Source organism: Salinivibrio sp. SS2 (assembly GCF_001722075.1).
Taxonomy (GTDB): domain Bacteria; phylum Pseudomonadota; class Gammaproteobacteria; order Enterobacterales; family Vibrionaceae; genus Salinivibrio; species Salinivibrio proteolyticus.
Genome location: NZ_MEBP01000105.1, coordinates 1 through 6,411, shown reverse-complemented (window position 1 = coordinate 6,411; position 6,411 = coordinate 1). Strand labels below are relative to the sequence as shown.

The following is a 6,411-nucleotide window of genomic DNA, read 5'->3' as shown; positions in this document are numbered from 1 at the left end:
AATTCGAGTGTCAGCCCAGCATTGAGCTCACCTCGAGATAGTCTTTAGTTAACGCGTTTTCGGCGTGCGAGTTTGCGCAGAGCTTGTCTCTGTTGGCGTTGTTCTCGGTCGGTATTTGGCTCAACTTGCTCTACCGACGTTAGATATGAGCTTGCAAGTAAGGCGGGTGAAGGATAGGTAAACAGATCCGTCACTGAGAGTGTGTCGCCTTGTTGGGTTAATAGCCCATGAAGTTGTACTAGCTGTAATGAGCTGGCCCCTGCATCAAAAAAGTTGTCGTTCTCGCCAATCGGCGCTGAGACAATCTGCTGAAATGCTGCCTGAATCCGTTGAATCTTTTCTGGCTCGCCTTGTCGTTGTATTGCTTGGGGCACAAGGCGTTGAGCGGTGGGATAGGCGACAGATGGTGGTAGTGATGGCGTATCACCAGAGAGCAGTTTATCGATCGTTTGAGACCAGCTTTGCGGTTGGTTTGCCAATGTTTTCAGTAGCTCAATATATTGACCAAACATTTGATCGAGCAGGGTTTGAGGCAGTAATGCTTCCACTGCGTCCCAGTTCAAACACAGTTGTCCTTCTGACTCGTACACTTGATGATCGAGCCAAACTTGTGGGGTCTGAGAGATGCCCCAAACAGGTTTTAGCCACCCTTTGTTAGACAAAAAGTTGCCATCGGAGGTACCAAGCGCACTGGTAAAGACTACCGGCATACTTGCGTTAGACAGTTGCTGTTGTTTAGCGAGTTCTCTCATCACCCAAACTGCCGACACTTTGTTGTGTTTTAAGTCTTGGGCTAATTGGTTTTGCAAACGCTTAAGGCTATCAAGCCAGCTAGAATCACTATGCCAAGCTAATAATAGTAGTGTGGTGAAGTCACCTAACACTTGGCCAATCTGAGGGTGCACATCAGGGCGATCAAACAGAGTTAAGTTCAGAGTCAACGATGACTGACGCCCCCATGCCGCTAAGGTAGCCGCGTAAGCGCCCATTAGAACGAGTGAAGGAGTGAGCTGATATTGGCTTGCTTGTGCTTTCAGCGCTTGCCATTCTTCGGCTGATAAAGTCTCGGAAGCTCGGATAAACCTAGTGCGAGATAAAGTTGCCGGATCCGCTTGTAAAGGTAGCGCTGGGGCTGCAGGCAGCGCTTTCAACTGGGTTTGCCAGTAACTTTTTGCCTGTTGCTCAGCGTGAGGAGAGCGGTGTGCTTGCTGCCATTGGATAACATCACGGAATGTAAGCTCAAGTTCAGGCAACGTCACTTGTGGATTTAGATACAGCGCTTCTAATTCTGAGAAGAAAATCTGCATACTCAATCCATCAAGCATCATGTTGTCTAATCCGATACACAGTCGCGCATCACTCTGATTGGGCGATACTATCGCTTCCGCGGTGAACAGTGGCCAAAACGCGGGATCATTAACTCGGTGAGATAACTCGGTGCGGAGCAGGTTGGCTTCGTCACAATCAATATCGGCAAAAGAGTGGCAGCGAATGGAGAAGGTTGGAACATAAATTAACACTTGCTGCAGGTGATTACGTATCACTGTTCTTAACGCATCATGGCGCTCTATCAAACAGTTGATGGCGTGGTTGAAACGTGAGGCATCAAACTTGGCGACGCGGAATTCGACAAAGAACTGAGCGCTGGTCTCACCGAGAGCAAAACCAGATTGACGACCAATCCAATACGCTTGTTGGACTTCGTTCATAGGGAATGGTCTATAGCGCTCTTCTGGGTTTGGTATTAACTCTTCGAGCTGCTGTTGAACCTTGGTCGGCGATAGTTTTAGAGCAAAGCTTTCTAAGCTGGTGTGAGTGAAGAGATCGGTAAGCTCGCCGATATAACCGAGTTTTTTCAGTTCTCCGATGCAGCGTGTTGCCATCAAGCTGTCTCCCCCCAATAGGAAGAAATCGCTAGAGCGGTTTATCGCTTGCTTAGGGAAAAGTGAGTGCCATACCTGGGCCACAATGCGTTCGTTATCAGTTTGTAGGGGAGATTCCAGCGGCGTTTTTTCATCGGCTGGTGCACCATGTTGTGATAGCTGCTTGCGATCGACTTTTCCGTTTGCGCTCAATGGAAGCGAGCTCAGGAAGTGAATACGCTTGGGCAGCATATATGGCGGTAAATGTTCGCTCAGTTTGGCTTTTAGGCGTTCACTATTGGCAATCAGTACTGGCGATTGATTACGCAGGGCATAGCCGATAAATGGTGAGTGGTCTAATGTCTGTTCTACGCGCAGTGCGTTGTTTTCAAACAGAGATAGTAGTTCGCTCTGGGTTGGCAGTGCAGACAACTCAGGTTGGATGACTTGAGCGCTGATCAGCGCACCATCTTCAAGTGTTGATATTTCCAGTACGATCATCAACCCTTGCGAAGTGACCAGTTTTTGGGCGTTGCTGAGAACGTTTTGTGGCTTGGTCACTCGGTGAAGTACATTGTTGATTAGCACGATGTCGCACTTTGCACACAAGGGGTGCTGATCGTTACCATCCCAATGATGAACGTGAGCGTGTGAAAAACGACTCAATCTATCTGTGGCTGATTGAACCAAAGATAAAGAGGCATCCATTGCATGGTATTCGACAGTCTTTGGGCCGCATGCCTCCAGTAGTGCTTCGGCGACACGTCCGCTCCTCGAGTCGAACTCGGCAAGGATGACAGGGCGACCAAGTTGAGCTGATAACTGAGATACCGCGTTTGAAATCGCGATGATTTGAGCCTGGAAAGCTGGATTTTGAGTTAACAGTGCTTCTGGTGATAGCGGGCTATCTAATAACGCACTCGCAGATGTGTCTCCGGTCATTATCGCTTTGAGCAATTCACTTGCTTGAGTAAAATCGGCAGCCGTTTCAAACTCGTTTGGATACGTAGTGACAGGTGCTTTTAGCTGATAATCGCTTTCCAATTGTGCCGCCAAACCATGTTGGCAAAGTAATGACCACCACTGCGAAAATAGTGGTTGATAGACCTCAATGACTCCGTAGGAATGAGACCATGTTTCGAGTGAATATGGCTCTTGATTAGCCGATATGGTGGCAAAAAGATGGTTTTGGAGGAAACGAGCCACTTGATCTGTTTCAACTTGATCAGCCGAAGCGCTACTGGTGGGAAACAGGTCTTTATAACTGCTAGGAAGATTAGCAGCAGGTGTCGCAACCTCACACAGCGAATCGCCTTCAGTGACGACAAAGGCTTCCAGTTGACGATCTTTCCCGCCCTGTGTGCTCAAGGCTAGGCTAACGCCATGTCGTACACCATCTATTCGGTTAAGTGCAGCGTCAATATCACCTAACTCTATTCGGTAACCACCGACTTTGACTTGGGTGTCTTGGCGTCCGAGAAACTCCAGTGTCCCATCTGGCCAATAGCAGCCCATATCTCCGGTTCGATACCATCGCTGATGTAGACCCGTAATCGAGTCGTGATCCTCGACAAATTGCGCAGCCGTGCGCTCAGGGTCGTTCCAGTAGCCTTGTGCTACGCCCACACCGCCAATCCACAGTTCTCCAACGACCCAATCAGGGCAGTCACGACCGGCGCTATCCACTACACGATATGCTTGATTGCTTAATGGATAACCATAAGGAATTGATCGCCAATGCTCCGCGACCTGCTCGACCCAGTATTCGTTAGACCAGATGGCAGCTTCGGTTGCGCCACCCATGGCACTAAAGGTGCCTTGTGGTTGGAATCTGCGGTAACGCTCGGGGAGGGACAAGTCTACCCAATCTCCAGAAAGCAATACGGTATTAAGGTGAGCGGGTGTGTTGAGTGACATGCCTTCACAGTAAGTTAAAAACATATCAAACAGGGCGGGTACCGTGTTCCACAACGTGACTTTATGACTATCGACTAGAGTAGACCAAGCCATAGGGTCTCGGCGTTGTGTTTCGAGCGGAATGATTAACGCTCCACCAGCTGATAGAACACCGAATATGTCATATACCGAGAGGTCAAAGTGCAGTGCTGATAAGGATAAAACGCGATCGTTTTCGTTTATCTGATGGCGTTGGTTAATGTCGATGCATGTGTTCAGTGCCGATAGATGCGAAATCACGACACCTTTAGGTGTACCAGTAGAACCAGAGGTATAGATAATGTAAGCCGTGTCCGTTGGTGCGCATTGATGCGGCGAAGACAGTAACGGTGAGTGGCTTGCATCTTGCCACTCGAAATGAGTCGCTGATGTCCACTCGTAGTGTGACAGTGTGGTCTGACAGCGCAGTACAAAGCGGATGTTTGCGCTATCGATTATCGCTTGTCGACGGAGGATGGGTTGATCCGGAGCGATAGGGACATAGATACCCCCAGCGTATAAGATCGCAAGTGCGGCAATGACTTGTCCGGGGCCCTTTTCCATACTGATCGCAACCCGTTCATCTTTTTCTAAACCGGCGTTGATTAATGTATTCGCAAGGCATTTGGCACGATAGGTTAGTGACTCAAAGCTAAACATTTGCTCGTTATGCACCATAGCGAGTCTAGCGGGGTAATGGTCAGCATAAGCAAAGATCCGCTCATGAAGCAGACCTTCTGGTAGCGTGGTCGGTGCAGGCGTTCGTTTTCTTCTTTACTGCTTTTGTTGTTCAGGTAAGAGATCAGGTAACGGCTGTGCCCAATTGGCGTCATCGCTAACTAAGTGTTCAATACAGTGGATAAACGCCGTAAATAGGGTGTCAATGAAACCGGCTGGGAATAGGGTATCAACACTATCCCATTGCAACAGGATGCCCTCTTGGTGTTTAGAGGCGACAAAATCCAGCCAGACCTGAGGTGTTTGTGAAATTCCCCAACCAGGTTGGCCTAAAGGAGAGGCGAGGTCATCGCCAAACAGACTGCGGTTTAGGTTACTGGTAAAGACGATCGGTGCGCCATGTGGATGAGTCCCCTGCTTTTTGAGTTGACGAAGAACTTCAACTCCGGAGTGATGTCGGTGTTCGTAAATATCGGCGAAACGTTGTTGATGTGCCTGTGCTAACTCAACGATACTCTTCTCTTCTAGGTGCATATCGAGTAGCAGAATGTTGGTAAAGTCGGCCAGCAGGTGCTGCACATCATCATTGAATGAATGGCAATCAAATAAGGTTAAATTAAGCAAAAGATCAGTTTGACCGCTCCATCGAGAAAGCACCGCTGAATAAGCAGTCGCTAGCATCATGGTTGGCGTTATCTGATGTGTTGAGGCGTGATGCTGAAATGTGGCCCACTGTTGTTGGCTTAGAATGTGGCTTCGGCGGTGAAACTGCGGTTTACCGATCTGGTTCGGTTCTTGGGCTAGAGGCAATTTGGGTGCGGTGGGTAACGAATCAATTTGCTCGGCCCAAAACGTTGCAGCGGCTCGACGTGAAGCTGAAAGTTCGATTTTTTCTTGAGCGAGATAGCTGCAAAAATCGTAATGCTTGGTTAAAGGTGGCAGCTGCATGCCTTGGAGTAGCAGTGACAGTTCATTGAAAAACAGACTAAAGCTTGCTGCGTCCATGACGAGCAAATCTATGCTGGCGTGAACTCGGCAACGATTTTGCGGTAGCAAAGAGCAGTGGAACTCTATTGTTTGAGCATCTTGGACGTTTAATGGACGGTGGCTCAGCCGAGCTCTTAGGTCGAGCAGTGTGTTTTCAACTTCTTCTTCAGTAGCGTTTGTTAAGTTGTGGCGAATCACTTTAAGTGGTGCTGTGGGCGCGAGCCAACGCTGCATGCCATCATTTTGAAATGCCACCCTTAACATAGGGTGACGCTCTAATAGTGTGTTTAACGCTTGTTCTAGATGGTCAGGATCAAGTTTCTCCGCATCAAACTCTTGATAGAGATGGCAACCATTGCCGCCCAAAGGTTGATTTGGAGAGCGCCCCACGTAATAGGCGTGTTGAACAGGGGTCATTGGGAATGGCTGACCATCTGTCATGCACGGGAAGGATGAAGTGGGCGCTTTTGGCTCAAGAGCGTTGCCCGTTGTGGAATATGAACCGAGCAGAGCTCGCACATCACCCAGTGTGGTTTGCTGGTAAATCTGTTTGAGGCTGACCTTGCATCCTAATCGTCTAAACTGACTCACCATACGCATAAGAAACATGGAATCTACACCCAGAGCGAACATGTTCTCTTCGTCATTGAGCGTGGAGTGGGAGAGTGCGTAAGTGTCGCAGAGCGCCTGTTCAAACTGGGCAATTAAATCAGTGTTTTTGGACATAATGGCAATCTTACTTTAATGAATTTTGGGTAAACCCTCCCTATGCCACACCGATAGGTGCGACCGATTTGAGAGGGCGTTGTTTCCTAAATCATTGAACTTATCACTCTAGCGGCGATCAGATCATCAACGCCTCAAAACCGGTCTCAGATGATGAGCAAAGCCAAGTATAAAATCAGCAATTGGAAGCAATACAATCAAGCACTGATTAATCGAGGTTCGA

The 6,411-nt window shown here is 48.5% G+C and carries 1 pseudogene; it reads right to left on the bottom strand.

What is annotated here, in order from left to right:
• Window positions 1–44 precede the first annotated feature (44 nt).
• A pseudogene (locus tag BGK46_RS13255) lies at window positions 45–6,188 on the bottom strand (amino acid adenylation domain-containing protein).
• Between the last annotated feature and the right edge of the window lie 223 nt (window positions 6,189–6,411).